This window comes from Ornithinibacillus halotolerans (genome assembly GCF_014637405.1).
GTDB classification, from domain to species: domain Bacteria; phylum Bacillota; class Bacilli; order Bacillales; family Amphibacillaceae; genus Ornithinibacillus; species Ornithinibacillus halotolerans.
This window is the reverse complement of record NZ_BMEY01000025.1, coordinates 14939-38195: the sequence shown is the minus strand read 5'-3', so window position 1 is coordinate 38195 and position 23257 is coordinate 14939. Positions and strand designations below refer to the sequence as shown.

Sequence of the window (23257 nt, the reverse complement as noted above, 5' to 3'; positions counted from 1 at the left end):
CATAAATAGTAAAAGGCTATGAATCTAAAAGAGGGGGATACTTTTGTCAATTTTATCTATAAGTAATCTTTCAAAGAGCTATAAAAAGCAGAAAGTATTAAATAGAATTAGCCTTACAATTGATACTCCAGGAATATGGGCATTGGTGGGCCCAAATGGCGTGGGAAAAACAACCTTTTTAAATGTACTTACCAATCTAATACCAGCAGATTCAGGAGATGTAGAGCTTTTAGGAAATTCAAATAAGAGTTTTCAAGTGTTTAAAGAAATAGCATATCTTCAGGATAATACTATTCTATTTGACTACTTAACTGGTTATGATCATCTTAAATACCTCTGTGATATACATAAACTAAGTAAAAAAAGAGTACCGGAAGTAGCTGGGTATGTTGGGATGGAGAATTACTTGAAGAAAACAGTAGGGAGTTACTCGTTAGGAATGAAGCAACATCTATTGTTAGCGATGGCTATGGTAAATAAGCCAAAACTAATATTCCTTGATGAACCTTTAAATGGCTTGGATCCAACTAGTGCAATTTTAATCCGTAAGATTTTGTTAGAGTTGGCAGAGCAAGGAACAACCATTATTCTTTCCTCCCATAATTTAGCAGAAATCGACCGGGTAACGAAGCGGATTTTATTCTTAAAGAATGGCAAGTTAATTGAAGTCGATATGAACGATCATGAATTAGTAAATTATCATTTAGTTTTATCCGAACCTAGTAAGGCTATTACAATTCTCAATGAGAAAGGCTTTCAAGTAGAGGAGTTAGACAATGGAATAAAAGTTCGGTTGCAAAACCAATCATTGAATAATCTTATTGATTCTATTAAAGAACATGCTATTGAGATAGTAGATATCCAAAAAGTCATATCTGGTTCGGAGAAGTTATATGAATCATTATATGAAGTGTGAGGTTTCCCAAAATGAAGCAACTACTATTTGAAATGAAAAAGCTAACCAGGACAAGAACCTTCTTTGTTTTTTTGCTTCTTACTGTATTGTTCATTGGTGGAATGTTTGTAAAGAATGTCGTTCAGCAAGACAAGATAATCACACAGAAAGTAGAACATTTTTCGAAATATTTACGTGATGTATCCCAAGAAATTGAGGGTGATCGGGAGCAACTAAAAAAAGCAGATGATCCTGAGTTAGAAGCTAAAGTGGAAGTAGGGGTAGAACTGTATCGCCAATTAAGTGAGTTGATTCATTTCATTCGTAATAATAATTGGAAAGCTGAACTAGAAGCGGAAATTGCTGTTTATAATGTGGGGATGCGTTACAAAGAGATGAAGGGTAGCTTTAATATGGGTATTTCGGATATGCAGGATACGATTAAGTTAAATGAGCGATTACTAGCCTTAGAATTACCCAAAGAGAATATGGACCTGTCGATACAAACATCTATTTTTATGAAAAAAACGATTACTACGATACTGAATACCTTTGGGTTTCTATTTATCCTGCTTGTACTTGGAACAGTCATCACCAAAGAGTTTGAGGATAAGAATATGCAGTTGGTCTATACGTTACCAATTTCAAGGAGTAGCTATATTATAGTAAAGTTTATTAGTTTATTATTTTCCGGAATAGTATGGCTAGCTACAGTGTTTTTGATCTCTTATATTCTACCAACTTTATTTGGGAAAAATAAGGGTGATATATTTACCTATCCACTATTTACTGATCAAGAAATGTTTATTAGTACTGATATTTACATAAAGGAGTCGATACTTTATAGCTTATCTTTCATGATTTTCTCTATTGCTCTAGTGGTATTTTGGGGGTTTTTATTAAGAAGTACAATTCTAACTTATTTAGTTGTACTATTATTATTTATTAGTAGTTTTATCTTGATAACGAATGGATTTACTTTATTCGAAAACCCTTTTACCTATCAATCTATTGATTTAGTCATTTTAAAAGAACAACTCTATTTTCCTACTGGGATAATCGTTCCATTCTTGTCAGCTGTGTTACTTATCGTTATAACCATGGCTATCAATAAGAGGCGGGGGATCTAATATGATGGCTACATTATTATTCGAATGTAAGAAATACATGAAAAAAAGGACAACATGGGCAGCATTGTTTTTATCACTAATTGCTTCCATAGCATTATATTATTTTAATGTCTCCGTCGCGGAAGATATCCATCGAGGAAACATTACTAAAGTTGAAAATAATATTGCAGACTTTGCAGGTTATGTTAGCGAACTTGAGGTTGAAATAGAAAAAACCGAGGGAGGAAAAAACAGTGAAAAGGTAGAAGAAATCGCTGCTGAGGTTGACTATTTTAAAGAGAGGTTAAATAATTATGAAGTGCTAAAAAATCTTTACGTAAACGAGAGTTGGAATGCAATTTTGCAAAAAGAAATAGATTCACTAACATATCTTGTTGAAAATCCCGATATTAGCTCCTATTCCATAGAAGAACAAGCAATATCGCATTTTACTATACGGGCTAGTTTTGAGGAGAAACAGCTTTTAATGGAAAATGAGATTGTTCCTTTTATCCAAAATGACATTCATGTTGGGTTTCTTCCAACTGTTTATGATAATTTTACTGGAAATTCACTAGAACAGTGGGAATCAATGACTAGGCGTTATGGGACAACTGGTTTGTCATTCTTATATCAACTCATACAGATCCTTTATATACCTATCGTTGTACTAAACGGATGCTTTATTTTTGGAAATAATATTTCAACAGAAACGACTAATAAGAAAAAGGGTATTAATTTTTATTTAACATTGCCCAACCAGAAATGGAAATTGTTCACTGCGAAATATTTTAGTGGATTATTATTAACACTTGGATATTCCGTGTTCATGCTATTAATTCCTTTCCTTTGTGGCGTAATTACAAAAGGAATGGGAAGTTTAAAATATCCTGTTCTCGTATATGAAGGCTCCGAGCCAAATCCTTATGGGAGCGAGTATAACGAATTAAATCCAATGGAGGATCTATTTCATTTCATTGAATTACAAGATTACTTGGTAAAGGTATTATTGTTTTCTGTTGTCTTTGTTATATTTTTATATTCCTTCTATTATTTTTTATCTTTACTTATTAAAAATCCAGGAGTTTCCCTGTTCCTATTAGGTGCAATAACATATGCGGGAATGAATTTCTTGCAGAGCCCTTATAATCCATTTGCTTATGTAGATATTCATAAAGTAGTTACTAGAGAGACTGCAACATTGCTCTTCAATCCTTCTATACAACTACAGACAGGTATGGTCGTATTATTAGCTGCCAGTGGATTGATGGTATCGTTGAGTTTCTTGAAGTTTAGATTTAGTAATATAAGTGGATAGATTATATAGAGTCCATTTGTACGAAGGTGTTTACAGCGTTTATTTTTATCTAGAGGAATATTAGTTGGTTTTTACAAGTTGATTTTAAGATTTACATGCAAGTACCACGAGCGTGATGGGCTATCAGTAAACCCGTCACGCTTCCCTTTTTTCTATGATACAATGTTTACCTTAAAGTTATTAATCAATGTCCCGTTTTAATGGATTTTCATAAAAGAAGAAAATTAAAAACTGTACAATGAGATTATTTTACATTCATAAGCAAATAGTTATATACTTATAAAGCGATTATTGAGGTGGTGAATAAAATTGCTAAAAACAACTATGAAAATAGATGATACAGTAACTATTTTGAAACTATTAGGTGACAAAACTCGCCTTACTATGATGAAAATTATGGATCATTATGATTGCTGTGTGTGTGAACTTGTGGAAATCTTTAAAGTAAGTCAGCCAGCTATTAGTCAACACCTACGAAAGTTAAGAGACTTAGGACTGGTAAAAGAAGAACGTAGAGGACAATGGATATTTTACTCGATAAACAAGACACATGAATATTATCCGTTCATTGAACAAATTCTTCAACAACTACCAAGTCAAGCCGATAAATTAAAAGCGTTAGAAGAACAAGGAACCCGAATTTCTTGTTGTTAGCATTTAAGGGGGAACAACTTTGACAGCAACGATTTTACTAGCAATTCTTATCTTTTTGGCCACCATTGTATTAGTCATTTGGCAGCCGAAAGGATTAAATATCGGTTGGTCTGCCTGTGGTGGAGCAATCTTGGCACTATTAGTTGGTGTTGTTGATTTTCATGATGTTATGGAAGTAACAAGTATTGTCTGGAACGCAACATTGGCTTTTGTAGCTATTATACTTATTTCTTTAATATTAGATGAGATTGGATTTTTCGAATGGGCATCACTCCATATGGCTAGGGCTGCAAAAGGTAATGGCATCAAGATGTTTATTTATGTAAGTTTACTAGGTGCTATCGTTGCAGCATTCTTTGCTAATGACGGTGCAGCACTAATTCTTACACCAATCGTTCTAGCGATGGTTCGTAATTTAAACTTTAAAGAAAAAATGGTCCTTCCATTTATTATGGCAAGTGGATTCATAGCAGATACTACTTCGTTACCACTTGTCGTGAGTAACTTAGTAAACATTGTATCAGCAGACTTCTTCAATATTGGATTTGTAGAATATGCGATGAGAATGATTCTACCGAATATCTTCTCTCTAGTTGCAACAATTACGGTACTATTAATCTATTTTAGAAAAAGTATTCCGAGGAGTTATGATACTTCCCAATTGAAACACCCATCAGAAGCAATCCGGGATAAAAAGCTCTTCCATATCTCATGGTATGTATTAGGAGTCTTATTAGTAGGCTACTTCGTGAGTGAATTTATTAATCTCCCTGTTTCCATCGTTGCAGGAGTAATAGCCATTGTTTTCTTGGTTGTTGCTAGAAGAAGTGAAGAAGTGAATACGAGGGCAGTCATTAAAGGTGCGCCATGGAATATCGTATTCTTCTCGATTGGAATGTATGTCGTTGTCTTTGGATTGAGAAATGCAGGGTTAACGGATTTATTAGCAGATGTTATTCAATTGGCTGCGGAGCAAGGGTTATTTGTTGCAACTATTTCTATGGGATTCATTGCAGCAATTCTATCATCCATTATGAATAACATGCCAACTGTGATGATTGATGCAATTGCGATTGCAGAAACTAATACAACCGGGGTAATTAGAGAAGCGTTAATTTATGCAAATGTAATTGGTTCAGATTTAGGTCCGAAAATCACTCCAATAGGTTCCCTGGCTACTTTGTTATGGCTTCATGTCCTATCTAAAAAGGGAGTAAAAATCTCCTGGGGAACTTATTTTAAAACAGGTATTATCTTAACTATTCCAATCTTATTCATTACTTTATTAGGTCTATATCTAACACTAATTACAATCTAAAAAGGAGACGGAAAATGACTAAAAAGACAATTTACTTTTTATGTACTGGTAACTCTTGCAGAAGCCAAATGGCGGAAGGATGGGCAAAAAAAATTCTCGGTGACGAGTGGGAAGTAAAGAGTGCAGGTATTGAAGCACATGGTCTAAATCCGAATGCTGTAAAAGCAATGCAAGAAGTAGGGATTGATATCTCTAATCAAGCATCTGAAATCATTGATAATGACTATTTAAACAATGCAACAATGGCAGTTACACTATGTGGGGATGCATCAGATCGTTGCCCAATGACACCATCGCATGTAAGAAGAGAACATTGGGGATTTGATGATCCAGCAAAAGCAGAAGGAACCGATGAGGAAAAATGGTTAGTGTTCCAACGTGTTCGTGATGAAATAGGGGAACGGATAAAGAGATTTGCGGAGACTGGCGAATAATGATAAGGCCATGGAGAGTATCCATGGTCTTTTTTTATGGGTAAGAGCTTCTCATGAACATTGTAAGGAGAATTTGATTAAAAGAGTATATGAGAGAGGTTGTCATGAACATTTCAGTCAGATAAAGCGTTGAAAAGTATATGAGAGAGCTTCTCATGAACAAATCATTCAGAAAACGCTATGAAAAGTATATGAGAAAGGCTCTCATGAACATATTGAAAATAAAACGAGCAGAAAAGTACATGAGTATAGAATCCAAGTAAAGCTGCTTTGCTCTTCTCTTTTACCTTGTATTAACTCACTTCACCTTTACTTCCAAATAATGATGCACTGTTCCATTGTCATACTTCCCATAGATCTCAAACATATAAGTCCCCGACTTATTAGGGGCATTAAACGTATTCTTAGTTAGACTAACTTCTTCCATCCTTTCAAGATCCTTATCTAGGAAATACACTTCCAGATGCTCAGGAACCTTATTGATATAATCAAGCATAATGTCTCCATTACTAGTTACCTCTAACGTATCAAGATATTCATCAATCTCTCCAAAAAAGTCTCCATGTGTCATTCGTATTTGCCCATTTTCATTTTCAATTTCAAGCACTGATGTACCACTAAATACTCTTACAGCATGATTAGCAGTTACCGCGTTGATACATGGATCATCCGTGTCTGGACAGTCATCTTTTGAAAAAACATCCTTTTGTTTCTTTCCATAATTAACCGTAAACTCAAGCTTGGAAATCAATTGTTTTTCTGGCTCATAGTAATCTTCTTGACTAGTTATTTCATCTAGCAAAATTAAGGTGCTAATTAAGTATTCTCCTTGACCAGTATTAATAGTTTGCTGACTTGCTTGGTCTATTAGTTCCTTATTCCAGTAAAATTTCTGTTCAATCGTTTCATTAACAGCTAATGTTACTTTAACATAGTCATAGAAGGAACGCCCTTGTATATTCGGTAATGCTTCATTTGAATGAGGCGGTAGGATACGCCATAGCAATTGCTCTTTCTTTTCGACCATCACAGCGGAAATAGTATCTTCTACATCAATTGGAGTGGGTACATAAACTACTCTTTCGGTGTCATTGTGGTTGGTTATCTTAACTGTTGCAATAAACTCTTCATCCAAAGAATATGTTTTCTTTTCAAGAGATATTTCCAACTCAATTCCGTCCATCATATTAGATGCTGACTGAGGAGTTGCTTGCTGAAATTCCGGGCTCAATACGTCATACAAAAACCACCCAACCACTAATAAGACAATTACCGTGGAAAAAGCAGCCATAGTTTTACTGAAATAGAAGCGGACCTTTTCTCGATTCTTATCTTTTCGTACTCTTGTTTGTATTGCTTGAAAGGATTCAGAGGTTTCTTGTTCAGACAGTTTGAAATCACGTAAGCTACGTAAATCTTTATCCAAGTGATTGTCATCATACGGTTTCATTAGTGTATCCCTCCTTTACTAATTCCTTTCGTAGTGCTTCAAGCCCACGATGAAGCATCGTTTTCACACGACTTTCTTTCCAATTTAAAATCGATGCAGTCTCTTTTATAGAAAACTCATTGACTTTGCGTAGTACAATTACATCCCTATATCCTTTCTTTAACTTGAAAAGCGCTAAATATAAATACTCTACGTTCTCTTTCTTTTGAAGAACTTCGTCAGGTGTAGGTTGCTTAGAGAGAATAGGTGAATAATAGTCTAAATAATAGGCGACGGGCTTTTTCTTTCGCAGGTAGTCAATCGACACATTACGAGCAATTTGATATAGCCAAGTTTTAGGACTGGCATCTCCTCTAAAACGATCATGATTCATAAATGCCTTTACAAATGTATCTTGCATTAAATCCCTTGCTTGTTGCCAGTCACCAATCATGATGAAAATATAGCTGAAAATTTCATGATGGTGTTGTTCATATAGCTCTTTTATCTGTTTTTCCAAGTCCATGAAGCACACCCCCTTTGGAACATTTAGATTTAGACGGAAAACTTTTATAAAAGTTTCAAAAAAATGAAAATTCATTTGTTAATTCTTAATGTAAACTTTCAAATAAAATGAAACAATAAAAATCCCCTATCTAAGAGTAAAGATAGGGGATTTTATTAGAATTTCTTTTCTTCATCTGTTATTTCATACAACTTAAAGGACTCGGCAACTTTTATTATTTCCTCTAATGAGATTGGATTATCTTCTGGTGATAGCGTAGTAATAGTTATATGATATCCTTCCTCTATCCAAGAAAAGTGAGATACTTCGTTAGATGGAGTGTAATATTCTGCTTGTAATCCATTTTCAAATTCTACAATCTCATTATATTCTCCTTCACCGATATCCTCATATAAATGGTCGTGATCTGTACTTGTTAAATAAACAGTCATTAATTTATTGTCAGGATTGTCACTGGAAAAGTAAGTAATCTGAGGTAAGAGGAATTCTGCTTTAGCCTCTAAAATATCATCAATCCCATTAACAAAAAGTTCCTGATAATATACCTCTCCCACGGTGAACGGTGCATACGTAGGAAGCTGAATCATCCCACTAAACTTCCACAACTTTTGAATACTTGCCAGCTCCTCCTCTGCCACGTATTCAGCTTGTGGCGTAGTTGTATCGAAGTTCGGAATTACGATAATCCATACTAACATCGCAACGACAATGGTTCCGCCAATTGGAGCTAGCCAGCCAAACCAATTTTTCTTGCCTTGTGGTTGTTTACTTTCCCTCTGCTGTATAATTGTTTGCAACATTTTATCTTTCTTTTCATGGGATAGTTTTGTTTGTGGCATGGTCTCCAGCTTCCTTTCAATACTATCTTTATTCATGGAGATGGCCCCCTAACTTATTCTTTAATGCCTTTTTAGACCGGTGATAAGTAGAACGTACTTTGTTCTCTGTCCAACCTAGTATTTCAGCTGTTTCAGCAACGGAAAAAAGTTTGATGCCTCGTAAAATGAGAACTTCTTTATATCCAGATTTTAAAGATAAGATGGCATCATATAGTTCTTTGTTTTCTTCATTCAAATTAAGTAATTTCTCTGGTGTGGCATCGGTACTCGGTTCGTGAAAAGATTGAAATGGTATAATTGATTTCCACTTTTTTCGATTTCTCCTCCGTATTTCATCAATGGCCATATTTTTAGCAATACTATATAACCAAGTTTTCGGACTAGCATTCTCTTGGAACTGGTCCATTCCGTTCATTGCTCGTATGAAAACTTCTTGTACTAAGTCCTCGACATCTGCCGTGCCAAGGCGGTAAATCAAGAAGTTATATATGTCATCACTATATTGATAAAACCATTCAGTGATGATTTTCTCTTTATCCATAGCGCTTTAATCCCCTTTGTTTTGTCTCTATCTATTTAGACGATGTACCTATTAACATTATCGCACTTTATGTGGGAAAATTTATAAAAAGGGTTCTAGATAACAGAAATTTGATATATAAAAAGCCGACTGATATAAAACCAGTCGGCTAGATTCTTCATATTTATTATTATGCATTTGCTGTTTTTCTTGCTTGACTTGCATGTAATTGTTTCATCGCGAATCGTGCGATAGGTTGAGCAATCAATACTTCTACCCAAAAGGCAATGAAAAAGTTACGGGGCCAAGCATAAAAGAAATTGCGAATAGGATCCATACTAATTTCACCCATGCCAATCCAAGAACCAATTACAGTTAAAAGAATGGATAAGATTGTTACACTAAACAAGATGGTAAATAACACTCTTGCATTAAAACCATCTGTTGGTTGAACAAACTTCGGAACAAGCTTACTAACGATAGGATTTGCTACTAGTGTTACAAGTAAAATAACACAAATCCAGACGAATGGAAGGATCTGTAAAGTGTCAACGTAAACGTCCTTACTGAATCCAAATTCAAATCCCATAATAATTGGTGCGATAATATTCACTGAAAGAAGGGATATAATCGCTAAAAATAAAGCAAATTCTTTTCCGTTCCGAGGTAATCGAGTTTCCTCATGCATCATGTTTATCTCCAAATAGATATTTCAGATGGCAGACGTATCATGCGACATATATTTTTGGTTTGTAAGGAAACCAATATCTCTACACACTGATTTATATATCCTACCATGTAGGCTATGAATCTTTCAATCGTTTTTGTAAAGGGCTAATAGAAAAGGAGTTAGTATATAAGATTATGCAGAATTAGCTGCTATTTTTTTGTTCTTTAAATAAAAATATCCACCTACCGCAGTTAGGCAAATGATACTCCCAATGATGATGTAAATCGTACGAATATGGACAAATGGAGCTGTAACCGTTGCGAATAATATTCCTAGAGGCATCATTGTTCTCATGATTAGTAAACGTACAGATGTTACTTTGCCCATTAACTGATTCGGGATTACTTGTTGAATGAGTGTGATGTTGTAAATATTAAAAATCGCAATAACTATACCAGCTATAATTTCGGTGCCAACAGCCAATGTGTACCATGGCGTAAAGCCTAGTGAAAGGTATGTGCATCCACCAATGAAGAGAGAACTGAATAGTATCCCTAGTCCTTGAATGTTTCCAAGTCTTTGCTTAATAAATGCACCAATTAGATAACCAACAGGAAATCCAGCTAAAAACACCCCAAATGCAGTTCTAGACTGGTAGAGTACTTCTGTAATAAAGGGAAGTGTCGTTACGATCGTCACTCCAACACCAAATTGAACAAAACCAAAAAATACTCCAAGCCATACAAGTATTCTATGATGGAAGTAGGTTTGCATCCCCTCTCGAAATTCTTGTATCCACGGTTTTCTAATCTTTTTTCTTTTATAATCTTCTTGAACGGTTAATAGCATGATAGCACTAATGAGAAAAGCAATAGCAATAATGACTAGTACCCATTCAACAGCTACAAAATCAGCGAATAGACCTGAAATAATTGGCCCCATAATCACCATGACTTGTCTAACACTATCAAGTGATGCGTTTGCTTTTACAAGTTGATCCTTTTCCAATATTGTCGGTAGAATTGCTTGATTGGCTGGAGCAAATATAGGCATAACCACCCCGATGATAATTTGAACAATGTAAATAAAAGCTAACGAGAAACTATCTAAAAATAGTGTAATAACAAGAAGAGAAATGATACTCATTCTAGTAAGTTGGCAATAAATCATCGTCCATTTTCGACTCCACCTGTCGATGTATGGACCAATGAAAAGTTGCATGAAGAAGGAGGAAATATAATAAATTAGCCAGACTAATCCGAGTGCTGTTGTCGAACCAGTTAATTGATAGATTAATATCGAGTTACAGGCAGTAAAAAGCGCACCACCAAGTTCGGATGTGGCGTTACTGAGCCAGATCGAGCGATAGCTGGAATTATTCATTATTTTTAAACCCCTTCAGGTAGAGATGGTAAAGATTATAATAAGTTTATACTTGTTTGAATAATTAAACAACTATTGGTTGTGGTATATTATTCTGTTTTTTATAGTGGTGGGAGTTGGATCACGGTAATAAGTGAGTGGGATTTGAGTGATAACTACTGAGAGAAATCTTCTTACGGAAGAAAAGAGTAAAGCCCCGAGTAATACTACCGAGAGGAGTCGTCTCACGGAAGAAAAGAGTAGAGCCCCGAGCAATAACTACCGAGAGGAGTCGTCTCACGGAAGAAAAGAGTAGAGCCCCGAGTAATAACTACCGAGAGAAGCCGTCTCACGGAAGATAAGATTGAAACCCCAAGTAACATCTACCAAGAGAAGCCATATCACGGTTAAAAATGTAGATTCCAAACATTAACTACCTTGAAGCAGATATATCACGATCGACTAATAGAGCTCCCAAGTACCTAACACGAGAGCATTCATTCTAACGAGAATAAAAAAAATGCACCTAAAAAGATGCTTTTAGGTACACTAGTCACTTAATTGGATAATAGTTTCTAACTCCTCCACATAATCAAGAGGAGTTAACTCAGCCGTGCCTATAAAATACTCCTCTATCTTGTCTTTTATAGTAAAGGTCAGCTGAAATGTCCCTTTGCTAAGCTGTTTTGGCGGGAAGTTTTCTGGTAAGTGGTCTCCAGCACGATTCTCAACCCACAATGTTGCAGCTTGTTGGAAATTTTGCTCTCCACTCACTTCATAAGTAACTGTAAGTAGGTTATCGTTCACACTGACATTTTGAATGGTTAAGGTTCCTGCCTCCCCTTGGGATAAGGTAAAGCTTTTTCCTTTCCATTGTTTACGTACAGTGTGAGGTTTGTAAGTATTAAACTGACGTTCATATGGATTTAGATGAAGGGAATCTGGAATAGTTTCGAATGGTTCAAAGTAATATCTAGAAACAATTTTTATTTTGCCGTTGACGATTGGTTCCCCAGTACTACTTCCTTTTAGTGGCTGAAGGAGGTAGCCATTTTCATCCGTTACTTTCAAACCGATATTCAAATGTTTATCTCTCTCATCCACTAAAGTCTCCGTTCGTATTTCTGTTATTGTTGGGTAAAATGTAATTTCTTGAAAGGAGAATGGTTTTCCATTCCATTCTTTCGACTGATTGATTGGAAAAGTTTTGCTTTCTCCCTTTAACTCAATTGGAATGTTTATATCAATAGACTTATCTTTACTGGACTGGATACCTAACATAAATGATGTGGGAATCGGTTCGTGAAAACTAATATCAATGATTTCTGCATAGACCCCATCATCTATAAAGTCTCCACTAGCACTCATGCCGCTGACCATTAATGGTTCGCCGTTTTTAGTAAAGATAACATCGTCTACTAGTCGATTGGAAAAAGATTGTCCCTTTTTTCGAGTAGTCTCAATTATATAGGCTAGACGTATGCTAGAACCATCATAAAGACTTTCTGTAAATAGAATTGTTTCATTTTCTAGCTTTATTGATTGATTCACGGGAGTAGTTAATTCAAGTTTATTAGCCCTTTTTTCTCCTATATCTCCAACCTGTTCAAAAATGGAATTTTCACCTAGATAATCTTCTTTTGCGGATGTTGTATTCGTTATCAAGAGTAGAGTAAAGAGAAAGAGCATCGTTAAAGATAGTTTAATAATAAATTTCATGTACTTCCCTCCATAAACGGGGTTATACATGTTAGTTTTTACCAAATGTCAGGAAATTATGTAAGGATGTGATTTTTTAATTTTCCATTTCGATATATTCTCTGACCAATTTCCATTTATCATTTTCTAATCGCCAGACATACATGCATTTGGCTGAATGGATAGCTCCTGTGATCTTACTAGTTTCTGTTCCAATAATTAAAAAGTTTTTGCCTTCTTTCCGCTCAATTTTAGAAATAACATTAAATTCTTTAATTGTATTTCCGTCATATTGATTTAACACATTGATAATATCATAATGATAGTCATATACTTCAGGCTTTTCAATGTCTGAGAATGCCCAATATCCTGTAAAGCTACTAGACATAAAACTTCTAATTTTACTATCATCCTTCGTTTTGAAACCATCATTCCAACTTTGATAGTACTCTTTTAATATTTCCTCTATTAGTCTCATATTTCATCATCCCCCCTAGGTTATTTAAATCTACCTATTTTTCTCGTTTCGATAATAAAATATCTAGCTTTTCTTCAATTCTATCAAGTTGTTCCTTGTTCTTTTTGGATGAGGAGCGGAATAATCGAATAACTAGTGTAATGATAAATAAAATAAGTAAGAAAAAGAATAATTGGAAAAACATATCCCCGATATTTAACCTAACTGTTCCTAATATAAGTTCCAATAGAATCCCCCCAAGACTAATTGTTATTAAAAGTGTATCACTCTATTTATTAGATTGGAATATGTTGGTAAATTATAGTGGTTTATTAGAAACGCTGGCCAGGTTATTTAAGTAGATTGGCTTGAAAATAATGGTGCATCAAAAAATGGCGTAATTTTGACTCCTTTTTGACTTATTGGCTATCATGAATGTTTTAGTGACATTTTTAACAAGCAAAAAACCTTCCCACATATAAAATGATGGCAAAATTAGTTAATCGGGAGGTTAGTAGATTGGATTATATTAAGCCAAATGAAGTTATTCAATCAGTTGCAAAAGCTGGAGAAAAGAAATCGTCTTTATCTGTCGTACATATTTTACTTAAAGGAATATTATCAGGAGCCTTTTTAGGATATGCAACAACCCTTGCGTATCAAGCATCTACACAAACAGGAATGGATATTGTTGGCGCCATTATCTTTCCAACTGGGTTTGTCATGATATTGCTGTTGAACTTAGAATTAGTAACTGGATCATTTGCTATGCTTCCGATTGCAAAATTCCGTGGGCTTGTCACAACACCAAAGATATTGCGTAATTTTACGTGGGCTTTTACTGGGAATTTAATTGGAAGTATCTTTTATGCCATACTCTTCACGATTGCGATAACAAAGTTTGGTCATCTTTCAGAATCACTTGTCATTGATAAAATTATCGCAGTTGCTGAAAGTAAGACAGTAGACTATAAAGCAATAGGAGCCGGTGGGTATGTCGTTGTTTTCGTAAAAGCACTACTATGTAACTGGATGGTTACGATGGGGGCAATTATGGCATTTACGTCCCATTCAACAATCGGAAAAATTGCAGCGATGTGGATACCTGTATTTATCTTCTTTGGGCAAGGATTTGAACATGCTGTTGTCAATATGTTCGTTATTCCAGCAGCGATGATGCTTGGGGCAGATATTACAGTTGGTGACTGGTGGTTGTGGAATCAAATACCTGTAACAATCGGTAACTTCATTGCAGGTTTTGTTTTCACTGCAATTTGTTTCCATATTATTACGAAGGAGAAATCTCCGTCGATAGAGTTAGTAACAAAGGATAAAGCATCATAATATAAGTAATCCCGCAAATTATCATTGCGGGATTATATTTACTCTTTATTAAGTTCAAACCATACCGATTGATTATTAACCTTCACTAGATAGGATAAATTTTCAACGGTAATATCAATTCTTTCCGAGGATTGTACAAAACTCTTTATTAGTTGCAGTGCATAGGAAGAATCTTCGTATATACTTCTAGTACCGAAAATGTCAGAACCATCAGAGGGTTCTCCTAGTTCATTTACAACTGTTATTAAATTAGGTATATCTTGACCTATATTACCTTGATAAGTATTGATAGAACCAGGTATGAGTTGGATTGATTGGTTTTTATTTTTAGGTTCAAATAAAATGAAAAATCTTAATCCATCTTCATCAACATATAATTTATCTAGGAAGATAGAAGTATCTTTAATTTCCGTTATTTTTTCATGAACTTTTATATCTTGGTTTTCGTAATTCTTAAAATATCCGTAATCCGCCAAATCTATGGAAAACTTAAAGGCATCTTGCCCATATAAACTTAGACTATTAATTTTTACATTAACTTCTTCAGGCACATGATTAAATGCATCTGTTTCCATCACGATAGCGGTGGAATCTGGATCTTCCTTATAAAAGTACAGGTATAAAGGATCCTCTGTACCAATATCAATTGTCCCATCACCATACATCAGATGTATCCCTTCATCCAAATAAATATCTCCGTGAATATAATTTTTAGAAACTCCCATCTCAAACTGATCGACTACTATTCTTCCCCCTGGGAATATAAACGTTTCATTGATAGGGGTAGTTATTACGGTTTCCTTTATTTTATCCTCATTGTATTTTAATGGGATTTCTATTTCCTCTAAATCATAATAGTCCTTGTATGCCAGTTCTGTTGTAACCTGAATGGATACAAACTCCTCTATTTGATCAATAGATTCAAAGTTATGATTTTCAAGAGGAGATAATGATATATGGTTGTAAATACGCTTGTTAAATATTGGTATACTTTCGTTAATCCCAGATGGTCCAGATTCTTGTGAAAGGAAACGGCCATCTTCGTCTCCTAAGATTTTAAGATTAGAAATCGCTGGAATCGAATTTTGATAGACGGTCTTTATTTCCGGAATACCAATACTATAGTAAACATGAATGTTTTCAGAGTTGTACCATATTTTGTCTATATGCAAATCGTAACCTTCTTTAATGGCGAGTGTTTTATCTACCTCTGTTACTAGTCCTAAATCTTCTGCTCTCCCTAATCCAGGCGTCAATTGGTAGTAGTATTCTTTTATTTTTTCTAATGAGTCTACCTCGGTGAGTTCGATTCTCGTCTCAGGCCCCACATTGTCATTAGAAGAAAGAAATACTGTATTTTGAATGAAGTTGGCACCTACAATAAAGATTCCCAAAATGAAAGCTACTGTTAATAGTTGAGGAATAAGGTGCTTTCGGCGTTTCGTTTTACCTGACTGATTAAAGAATCGTTCTTTATCTTCTTCGGTATAGAAAGAGTCCTTTCCAATGTATTTATCAAAATCCCTTTTTGAAAGATTATTCATGAAGAAAATCCTCCTTTAACAAAAGCTTCAACTTTTCTTTTGCCCGCATAATTCGCGTTTTAATCGTTGATGGATTTGTCTTTAATAAGTCACTCATTTCTTGAATACTAAATTCCATATAATATTGTAATATCAACACTTCACGATATTTAACTGGTAGTTCTAATATAGCCTCAATCACAGCTCGTTTTCTTTCATCCAAAAGGTACTCTCTTTCAGGTGTAGAATCCGTCCCTTTTTCTAGCAAATCTTCTTTCCAAATAAATAGTCGATGAAAAGGGGAACGCAAATAGTCTTTACACTTATTTGCTGTAATCTGGTAAAGCCAATTTTTAAGTAATGCCCGACCTTCATAGGTATCGAGTTTTTGATAGACTACAAGAAGAATATCTTGAAATAAGTCATCTGTCTGTGTTCGATTTTTTACATACATATATATGAATCGTTTTAGACCTTCTCCGTACTCATCCATAATCCACTCGATTGCCTCGTCGCGACTCAAGGAGTGGATAGAGATGGGCATTTCTAAATTTCCGTCCAAGGCTTTCACCTCTCTTAATCTCTTACAATCGATTGTACTAGTAATGACGATTGTAAATCAAAAAAGTCCCAAATATTTTAAAGGAAATAAAAAAACAGCCAGTGACGAACTGGCTGTCGAGTTATTATTTTAATTTAGTAATTAACTTCACTAAAGTTTCCTGATTTAAAAATGGGGCGAGATTTGCTAAGCCCTGAGGCTTTATATTTGTTAAATCAGTATCTTCTATAAGTTTCCCTAATTCTTCACCCCCGAGAAAAGGCGCAACTCCCATGATGCTTTGACTATCTAAAGGGATTGCCTTTACAAGTTCACCTAAAGTCCATTTACTTACAAATGGCGCGATAGCAGTTAAATGATGGGATAATGCTTCATCCTTGCTTACACGTAATGCAAGATTATCAGTTGTTTCTTGGTCTAAAAATGGTGCAATCGCCACCACCTTATTAAAGGATAATTCACTATCTAGCGCTTTTTCTACTAGGTGTTGAAGTGTTTCAAGTTCAACAAAAGGTGCAAGACCGACAATGAAATTCCAAGGAACATCCTTTATGTCCATCTCCTTAATTAATGTGTTGATTTCTTCGCCAATAAATGGCCCAAGGTGAGCAATGTCTCCAATACTGATGGAATCACGCTTTTCCATTAATAAATTGGTAAGATGTTCACTTTTTAAAAATGGTGCGAGATGAACAATATCCCGAACGGAATAATCGTTATCATCCTTTACTTTAGTGAAAAGTACTTCTAAAGACTCTTCATCTAAAAACGGTGCTAGCTGAACAATATGTGAGAATGCTAGTTTTTGATCATCTATATTTTTAGTTATATCTCCTAATGAACTTGATTTAAGAACAGGTGCGATCGATATAAGTTCATCAATACTGGAATCCCCTTGATTTAACGCTTCTGCTGCCTTCGTTGTATTTTGTTTAACGACGTTATGAATGATTGGCCCAACATTATGAAAGGATTTTACTTCTTTTTTTCCACCATTTAATAAATCATCTACTGATACTTGAAATTCCTCTGCTAGTAAAATAAGTGTTCCGACGTCCGGAATGGAGTCTCCCTTTTCCCATTTGGAAACTGCCTGGTGGCTGACGTTAATTTTTTCTGCAAGTTCAACTTGTGTATAGTCTTTCTCTTTTCTTAGTTTAGAAATATAAGAACCAATAACGATACTATTTAACATAATGATGTACCCTCCAATATAAATTAAACAGTGCGCTCTGTTAATTTGAGAATAGCATAGGTTCGCCTAGAAACCTATCAACCATTAGTTGAATGGAGGGATAATCTATATTCAACTGCTAATAGAACTAAGTATAATAATGGCGCATTCTTATACATTATCCCACTGGTCGGGTGTTTTCAAAATGAAAAATGGCGCACCCTCATACATCATTCCACCCAATATTCTAGAACAAAATGAAAAATGAACAAAATTCAACTCACTGACACCATCAAAAGACATTAAAAAGGTGCCATTCACCAGTGATGGCACCCTAACTAAACTTCTATTTACGAATAAACATCTGTGTCCATTGTCTTCCTTCTGGATTATATCCAACCCCAATATGAGTAAAGTTGCCATTTAGAATGTTCTCACGGTGGCCTTGGCTGTTCATCCATGCTTGTACTACTTCTGCTGGTGTTTGTTGTCCGGCTGCAATATTTTCACCTGCAGATTGATAAGTAATCCCGAAATCACGCATCATATCGAACGGTGAACCATATGTTGGGCTTGTGTGAGAGAAGTAATTATTTCGATGCATATCATTCGACTTCTCTCGAGCAACATTGCTTAGGGCAGTATCTACTTCAAGTGGTGCTAATCCAGCCTGTGTTCTTTCTCGATTTGTTAATGTAACAACCTCACTTTCGAATTCACTTAAACCATGATTTTCTGCCTGCTGAGTTGGTTGTTGTTGCTGAGTTTGTGGCTGTTGATTATTTTGTGGTGCCCGAAGTGGTTCGTTAGCAATGTTGTTTGTATTGGGTACTCGGTCACCATTAGGTAAATTCTCTTTGCCTTCAGGTACAGGCTTAAAATCATATTTTGCTTCTTGCTTTTTAATTGGTTGGGTATGCGGATAATCTTTACTTGATGTATCCGTGCTAATACTTGAAATATTGTCATTCGTGTTACCAGTACCTGTATTTGTATTTCCTGTGTCGCCAGCATTATCATTATCATTTCCACATGCGGTTAGAATGGTAGCAACGAACAGGATACCAACCATAAACTTCATTAACTTTCCTAACATATAAACACCCCTTTATATTATTTGGACATAGTATTTGTTTTTATATGGAAAAATATTGATGATAAATTATGTTTTTTTAAAGGAGTTAGTAATTTACGCTAGAGGTTTACTAAGCTAAACTAACAGTAGATACTATATGGGAAGTGAGTAGGCGATGAATACGATATTAGTTGTTGATGATGATGCACATATTCGAAAATTAATTCGATTATATTTGGAGAATAGTCAATATCAAGTAGTGGAGGCGGAAGATGGCCAAGTTGCTATAGATTTATTAGGGAAGCACCCTATAGATTTAGCTATCATTGATGTTATGATGCCCCATGTAGACGGTTATGAACTAACACAAGATATACGTAATTATTTAGATATACCGATCTTAATGGTTACCGCTAAAGGAGAGTCACAAGATAAAGTAAAAGGTTTTCGCTCAGGCACGGATGACTATTTAGTTAAACCATTTGATCCCGTTGAATTAATTCTCCGTGTAGAAGCTTTATTAAAGCGATATAACATTCGTGTGGAGGATAAGATCAATATCGGATCCGTTACTATAGATAAAGAGCGATTAACAGTACACAATGAAGTTCATTCCGTCTTACTAAAAAAGAAAGAAAGTGAACTTTTATTTGTTTTAGCGAGTTCCCCGGGGAAGATATTTACACGTAATCAATTAATCGAAAAAATATGGGGATACGATTATCAAGGAGACGAACGAACTGTTGATGTTCACATTAAACGTCTCAGAGAACAATTAGCTGAATTTGATGAAATTAATATTACTACTGTACGAGGGCTTGGATATCGTTTGGAGGAAGTAAATGGTTAGAAGCTTGTACTTAAAAATCGTTGGTACATTTATTGGAGTGGTATTAGTTAGTATCTGTTTATCGTACTTATTAACTCCATATTCGTTAGACAAAGAAAAAATCTTTAAAGAAGAACTATCGAAGATTTCAATTGTCCTGGCAGAAGTCATTCAGATGTCTGGACCAGAAAATATCTCTAATTTAATCGAGGAATTTGATGATCTTGATTTTGAAGTACTCATTACCGACGGAGATCATATTATTTATAAAATGGAGGGAGACTCCTCTATTCCAATTCATCAAGCGGATATTGATGAGATCTTAGAACACTCTTTTGATGATCCGGTAGTTCGCGTCGATCAAAACAATCCTTCTGCACGAATAATTGGTATTCCAATCGATGTTTCAGGGGAGAATTATGCTTTAATAACAAGAATAGATTATGAAGATGAATTTGAAGATCTTCAACAAGGGATATTTGTCTCTCTTGTAATCGTGTTATTGATAGGTAGTTTATTAATCTTCTTAGCTTCTACTTATTTAGTTAAACCAATTCGAAAAATGACACATGCGGCAAGGAAAATAGCAAAAGGAGATTTCTCTGTTCGAATTGAGAAAAAGAATCGGAGAAACCAAGATGAAGTAGGCGAGTTAATTGATAGCTTTAACCACATGACTGCTGAGTTAGAAAAAATTGATGCGATGCGAGCTGATTTTGTAAGTAATGTGTCCCATGAAATACAATCTCCGCTAACATCCATCAAAGGATTTACAAAGGCGATTATGGATGACGTTGTTCCGAGAGAAAACCAAAAAGAATACTTGCAAATCATTTATCAAGAGATCGAACGCATGTCGCGGTTAAGTGATAACTTACTCAGGATTGCCTCCCTTGATTCAGAACATCATCCATATAATCCAAGTTCCTATCGATTAGATGAACAAATTAGAAATTCCATTTTAACAACAGAACCACAATGGAATAGTAAGAATATTGATATTCAGTTAGATTTAGAACCAGTGGAAATATATGCGGATAAGGATTTAATGGATCAGGTTTGGTTGAATCTCATTACGAATGCAATAAAGTATTCTAATGAAAATGAAATTATACAAATCGGTATTAGTATTCAAAGTGGCCAAATTAAAGTAGCTGTTAGAGACTATGGTATAGGTATTCCGAAGGATGAGCTCGCAAGTGTATTTGGCAGATTTTATAAAGTTGACCGTTCAAGAAATCGGTCTATAGATGGAAATGGCCTCGGTTTATCCATCGTGAAGAAAATACTAACCATCCACAAATTTAGCATTGATGTGGAAAGTGAAGAAGACGTAGGTTCTACCTTCACTGTCAATATTCCAATAAATCAATAAGACATGAAAAAGGACTATGAACAAAAAAATTGTTTATAGTCCTTTTTAGTTCATATTCAGTTCATATTCTTTTTTTATACTTATGTCATAACCCAGAAATGTAAAAATATTTTCTAATATGTGCAACAAAATACAAAGTTATCTCGTATATATTATGAGAAGGTATAAATCTGGGAGGATATTGTCAAGTCTTTATAAAGAATTGCTACATCAGGAGGATATGACATGTTCTTTCATCCAATGGATATTTTAATTATTATTGCTTTCGGACTTGCAATGTGGGCACAAACAAACGTGCAAGGGACTTTTCGAAAGGGAACAAAATATAGAGCATCATCTGCATTGACAGGTTTAGAAGTAGCTAGAAAAATCTTGGACAGTGAGGGGCTTTCTCATGTGAGAATTGAGTTATCACGAAAAGGAGCATTATCTGACCATTATGATCCTACAGCTAAGGTAATTCGTTTATCAGAAACTGTATATCGTGGAAATTCCATATCATCTCTTGCAGTAGCGGCTCATGAGGTCGGTCACGCCATTCAACATGCTAATCATTATTCTATGTTAGTGATGCGGCATAAACTGTTTCCATTAGCAAATATCGGATCACAAATGGCACCGTTTTTATTAATAACTGGATTTATCTTACGAGCAACTAATTTAATAGGAATTGGAATCGTTTTATTCTCGTTAGCTGTTTTATTCCAACTAATAACGTTACCAGTAGAATTCGATGCTTCAAGGCGTGCAAAAAATAAACTAGTTGAACTTGGTATGATTACAAATGAAGAAGAACGTGGTGTTGGGAAGGTATTGAATGCTGCAGCATTAACCTATGTCGCAAGCACTCTCATCGCCGTACTGGAATTAATAAAATATATTATGATTTTCCGTGAAAGACAATCTTAGTGTAAAGGTGGAATATTGATGAATTTACCCATGACAAATATGCCAAGCTTTATTAAAAAGGAAGTGGATAAATTGAATGAAACAATTTCTCCTTTCCTGAAAAAAGTATCTAAATATTCTTTCTGGTCATTTCCGTTAATTGCTTTCTCTCTTATCAATTTATTTTTTGAGTTAGTCATCATGCCTGAAACGAGAACAATAATTACACTAATTTTATACGCAGTATTGGGTGCTTTTGGTTTTGCCTTATCTAAGGAGGCAAAACATCAGCGCAAAGAAATTTTAAAGATGAGTGAAGAATTTATCGTAAAACGAATTAAGAAAAGCAATGTCATCGGAGACCTTGCGAAAGACCGATACATTAAAAAAGTTAGAGAACAACCAGCATTTGCAATGAATCACTTTATTCGTTTCTTAGAAGAAGAGAATAGATTAATGGATTAAAAAGCAGGAGGATTTTATGATACTTGCAGAACAGGAATATGTAAAGGTTGAAAGAACTGTTAACAGCCTGGAACAAGTAGATGTAGAACATAAACGGATCCTTACTTTGTATGACGATAAGATTACAAGTAAGCACCGTGAGTTTCCGATAAAAGAAGTGATGGATATTTCTTATCGTGAAATTGGTGGTAAAGGAGCTGGGCTTCTTTATTTACATACCACTCATGGTGTCTATTCCTATACTGTAAAATCATCTCCTAAACATTTTATTCATGTATATAAACAGTTAACTAATAAGTAAAGATAGATGTAGTTTAGAATTGGAGGAATGGTATATGACTGTAATGATATACGGAGCATCTTGTTCATCAACTAGAAAGGCAAAAGAATGGTTTAGAAAGAATAATATCGCTTTTATTGAACGCAATATTTTAAAAGAGCCATTAACAGTGAAGGAATTACAACAAATATTAAGTAGAACGGTAGAAGGAACGGAAGAGATTATATCTACTCGATCCAAAGTTTATAAAGAACTTGATGTCGATATTGATTCACTACCTTTACAAGCGTTGCTTGAATTAATTCATAAGCATCCAAGGTTGTTAAGAAGTCCGATTATGTTAGATGAGAAGCGTCTACAAGTTGGTTTCCATATAGATGATATTCGACAATTTCTTCCGAGAAAAACAAGGGAAAGACAATGGTTACAATGGCGCATGAATTACCTTCCTATGACAGAAATTGTGAAGTAGTCTTTCTACTATGTAGTCTGGGGTACTCCAGAGCATATTAA

At 34.9% G+C, this 23257-nt stretch carries 26 protein-coding genes; 13 read left to right on the top strand and 13 right to left on the bottom strand.

Annotation, left to right across the window (positions count from 1 at the left end; translation table 11 throughout):
• The first annotated feature begins 43 nt into the window (after positions 1-43).
• The 6 genes from IEV35_RS17905 to arsC all read left to right on the top strand — a co-directional run bounded on the left by IEV35_RS17905 (position 44) and on the right by arsC (position 5728).
• The gene (locus IEV35_RS17905; protein WP_188386024.1) at positions 44-916 is read left to right on the top strand and encodes an ABC transporter ATP-binding protein; all 873 of its coding nucleotides are present in this window, start codon (positions 44-46) and stop codon (positions 914-916) included.
• 11 nt (positions 917-927) lie between these two features.
• Positions 928-2025, top strand: coding sequence for an ABC transporter permease (locus IEV35_RS17900; RefSeq protein WP_188386023.1), 1098 nt, complete (start codon positions 928-930; stop codon positions 2023-2025).
• A gap of 4 nt (positions 2026-2029) precedes the next feature.
• Positions 2030-3322, top strand: a complete 1293-nt coding sequence (locus IEV35_RS17895) for an ABC-2 family transporter permease (protein WP_188386022.1) — start codon at positions 2030-2032, stop codon at positions 3320-3322.
• Positions 3323-3646: 324 nt separating this feature from the next.
• Positions 3647-3976, top strand: a complete 330-nt coding sequence (locus IEV35_RS17890; RefSeq protein WP_373284785.1) for an ArsR/SmtB family transcription factor — start codon at positions 3647-3649, stop codon at positions 3974-3976.
• Positions 3977-3995: 19 nt separating this feature from the next.
• Positions 3996-5294 carry an arsenic transporter gene (locus IEV35_RS17885; RefSeq protein WP_308419805.1) on the top strand — a complete coding sequence of 433 codons (1299 nt, stop codon included), beginning with the start codon at positions 3996-3998 and terminating at the stop codon, positions 5292-5294.
• A 14-nt stretch (positions 5295-5308) separates the two neighbouring features.
• Entirely contained in the window at positions 5309-5728 is a 420-nt protein-coding gene (gene arsC / locus IEV35_RS17880) for an arsenate reductase (thioredoxin) (RefSeq protein ID WP_188386020.1), read from the top strand.
• A gap of 298 nt (positions 5729-6026) precedes the next feature.
• Here arsC and IEV35_RS17875 read toward each other — a convergent pair whose 3' ends face one another.
• The 9 genes from IEV35_RS17875 to IEV35_RS17835 all read right to left on the bottom strand — a co-directional run bounded on the left by IEV35_RS17875 (position 6027) and on the right by IEV35_RS17835 (position 13476).
• Positions 6027-7178: a hypothetical protein gene (locus tag IEV35_RS17875; RefSeq protein WP_188386019.1), complete on the bottom strand. Its 1152-nt coding sequence runs from the start codon at positions 7176-7178 to the stop codon at positions 6027-6029.
• Entirely contained in the window at positions 7165-7683 is a 519-nt protein-coding gene (locus IEV35_RS17870) for an RNA polymerase sigma factor (RefSeq protein WP_188386018.1), read from the bottom strand. The genes IEV35_RS17875 and IEV35_RS17870 overlap by 14 nt, the downstream gene beginning before the upstream one ends.
• Before the next feature lie 155 nt (positions 7684-7838).
• Complete coding sequence (locus IEV35_RS17865) at positions 7839-8558, bottom strand: hypothetical protein (protein WP_188386017.1); 720 nt, start codon at positions 8556-8558, stop codon at positions 7839-7841.
• On the bottom strand, positions 8551-9063 hold the full coding sequence (locus IEV35_RS17860) for an RNA polymerase sigma factor (protein WP_188386016.1): 513 nt from the start codon (positions 9061-9063) through the stop codon (positions 8551-8553). Before IEV35_RS17860 ends, IEV35_RS17865 begins: the two co-directional genes overlap by 8 nt.
• A gap of 169 nt (positions 9064-9232) precedes the next feature.
• Positions 9233-9730 (bottom strand): DUF2798 domain-containing protein, encoded by a 498-nt coding sequence (locus tag IEV35_RS17855; protein ID WP_188386015.1) that lies wholly within the window; start codon positions 9728-9730, stop codon positions 9233-9235.
• Positions 9731-9904: 174 nt separating this feature from the next.
• Positions 9905-11095 (bottom strand): MFS transporter, encoded by a 1191-nt coding sequence (locus IEV35_RS17850; RefSeq protein ID WP_188386014.1) that lies wholly within the window; start codon positions 11093-11095, stop codon positions 9905-9907.
• Between the two features lie 528 nt (positions 11096-11623).
• Positions 11624-12793, bottom strand: coding sequence for a DUF5643 domain-containing protein (locus IEV35_RS17845; RefSeq protein ID WP_188386013.1), 1170 nt, complete (start codon positions 12791-12793; stop codon positions 11624-11626).
• A 76-nt stretch (positions 12794-12869) separates the two neighbouring features.
• Positions 12870-13250, bottom strand: a complete 381-nt coding sequence (locus IEV35_RS17840; RefSeq protein WP_188386012.1) for a DUF4440 domain-containing protein — start codon at positions 13248-13250, stop codon at positions 12870-12872.
• A 34-nt stretch (positions 13251-13284) separates the two neighbouring features.
• Positions 13285-13476 (bottom strand): DUF4083 family protein, encoded by a 192-nt coding sequence (locus tag IEV35_RS17835; protein WP_229740796.1) that lies wholly within the window; start codon positions 13474-13476, stop codon positions 13285-13287.
• 272 nt (positions 13477-13748) lie between these two features.
• Here IEV35_RS17835 and IEV35_RS17830 point away from each other — a divergent pair, with 272 nt between their 5' ends.
• Complete coding sequence (locus IEV35_RS17830) at positions 13749-14573, top strand: formate/nitrite transporter family protein (RefSeq protein WP_188386011.1); 825 nt, start codon at positions 13749-13751, stop codon at positions 14571-14573.
• A 38-nt stretch (positions 14574-14611) separates the two neighbouring features.
• Here IEV35_RS17830 and IEV35_RS17825 read toward each other — a convergent pair whose 3' ends face one another.
• From IEV35_RS17825 to IEV35_RS17810, 4 genes are all read right to left on the bottom strand, one after another.
• On the bottom strand, positions 14612-16117 hold the full coding sequence (locus tag IEV35_RS17825) for a hypothetical protein (RefSeq protein ID WP_188386010.1): 1506 nt from the start codon (positions 16115-16117) through the stop codon (positions 14612-14614).
• Complete coding sequence (locus tag IEV35_RS17820; RefSeq protein ID WP_229740795.1) at positions 16110-16667, bottom strand: sigma-70 family RNA polymerase sigma factor; 558 nt, start codon at positions 16665-16667, stop codon at positions 16110-16112. Before IEV35_RS17820 ends, IEV35_RS17825 begins: the two co-directional genes overlap by 8 nt.
• A 115-nt stretch (positions 16668-16782) precedes the next feature.
• Positions 16783-17853: a helix-turn-helix domain-containing protein gene (locus IEV35_RS17815; protein WP_188386008.1), complete on the bottom strand. Its 1071-nt coding sequence runs from the start codon at positions 17851-17853 to the stop codon at positions 16783-16785.
• A gap of 325 nt (positions 17854-18178) precedes the next feature.
• Positions 18179-18928, bottom strand: a complete 750-nt coding sequence (locus tag IEV35_RS17810; protein WP_188386007.1) for a CAP domain-containing protein — start codon at positions 18926-18928, stop codon at positions 18179-18181.
• 154 nt (positions 18929-19082) lie between these two features.
• Between IEV35_RS17810 and IEV35_RS17805 the strand changes: the two genes are divergently transcribed.
• The 6 genes from IEV35_RS17805 to IEV35_RS17780 all read left to right on the top strand — a co-directional run bounded on the left by IEV35_RS17805 (position 19083) and on the right by IEV35_RS17780 (position 23216).
• Entirely contained in the window at positions 19083-19757 is a 675-nt protein-coding gene (locus IEV35_RS17805) for a response regulator transcription factor (protein ID WP_188386006.1), read from the top strand.
• On the top strand, positions 19750-21111 hold the full coding sequence (locus IEV35_RS17800; RefSeq protein WP_188386005.1) for a sensor histidine kinase: 1362 nt from the start codon (positions 19750-19752) through the stop codon (positions 21109-21111). The genes IEV35_RS17805 and IEV35_RS17800 overlap by 8 nt, the downstream gene beginning before the upstream one ends.
• Positions 21112-21336: 225 nt before the next feature.
• Complete coding sequence (locus IEV35_RS17795; protein WP_188386004.1) at positions 21337-22020, top strand: zinc metallopeptidase; 684 nt, start codon at positions 21337-21339, stop codon at positions 22018-22020.
• Positions 22021-22038: 18 nt separating this feature from the next.
• Positions 22039-22464: a DUF5392 family protein gene (locus IEV35_RS17790; RefSeq protein WP_188386003.1), complete on the top strand. Its 426-nt coding sequence runs from the start codon at positions 22039-22041 to the stop codon at positions 22462-22464.
• Positions 22465-22480: 16 nt separating this feature from the next.
• On the top strand, positions 22481-22765 hold the full coding sequence (locus tag IEV35_RS17785; protein WP_188386002.1) for a hypothetical protein: 285 nt from the start codon (positions 22481-22483) through the stop codon (positions 22763-22765).
• 34 nt (positions 22766-22799) lie between these two features.
• Positions 22800-23216, top strand: coding sequence for a Spx/MgsR family RNA polymerase-binding regulatory protein (locus tag IEV35_RS17780; protein ID WP_188386001.1), 417 nt, complete (start codon positions 22800-22802; stop codon positions 23214-23216).
• The last annotated feature ends 41 nt before the right edge of the window (positions 23217-23257 follow it).